Source organism: Sulfitobacter sp. SBS6, from assembly GCF_048285585.1.
Lineage (GTDB): Bacteria > Pseudomonadota > Alphaproteobacteria > Rhodobacterales > Rhodobacteraceae > Sulfitobacter > Sulfitobacter pontiacus.
In genome coordinates, this window is sequence record NZ_JBLWBA010000006.1 from 800,961 (window position 1) to 801,843 (window position 883).

Here is an 883-nt window from a genome sequence, read left to right on the forward strand (position 1 = left end):
AATAATGCGCTCATGCGTGCAAACCACATGGCCTTCGGCGACGATGACCAGCCGTTCAGGATAGATACGGAGACTGACAGGGCGGTTCGCAAAGCTGGCAGGCACTGAGTAGCGATTACGGTCGAATGCTATCAGACAAGTGGGGGACACCCGCTTGCTCTGCTCGACAAAGCCGTCAAACATTGTGGGCAGTGGCATCAGCGCGGCCTTCTCGGCGTCCCAGACATCCGCAATGTTGCCAGGCAATCTGCCATGCGGTGTCTCGGCCCACAGAAGCTTGCAGCGCTCCTCCAGCCATTCATTCAGCGCATAGAGGTTCGGAAAGGCTGGCATGAGTTGCCAAAGCCGTCGTGCTGCAGGCACGCCTTTGGCGTGATGGCGGGCGTCGCGCACACTCTTCTCAACCTGACCTTTCTCCCACCCTGCCGCGGGATTGAAGAACTCAGGGTCAAAGACATAATGGCTGGTCATCGCAAGGAACCGTGCGTTTACATCGCGCTTCTTTCCGACGCCAATCCGGTCGACGGCTGTCTTCATGTTGTCATAGATGCCACGCCCCGGAACACCCTCAAACACCCGAAAGCCATGCCAGTGGGTATCGAACAGCATCTCATGCGTTTGCAGCCGATAGGCCCGGACCAGAAATGCGCGGCTGTGGGACAGCTTGATATGGGCGACCTGAAGCTTGAGGCGCTCGCCCCCGACATAGGCCCAGTCCTCGCTCCAATCGAATTGGAACGCCTCGCCCGGCTGAAAGACCAACGGCACGAAAACACCCCGGTCAGTCGTATGTTGAGCACGCTGTCGTTCGCCCTTCCAGTTCCGCACGAAGGCCGCGACACGCTCATATGAGCCATCAAAGCCGAGCTGAACCAGATCCGCA

Annotated in this window: 1 protein-coding gene; it reads right to left on the minus strand. The window is 58.6% G+C overall.

The annotated features are described in order from the left end of the window. The coding region (istA, locus tag ACNQ62_RS12935) for an IS21 family transposase (RefSeq protein WP_418095007.1) at positions 1-883 on the minus strand (883 nt) is incomplete at both ends.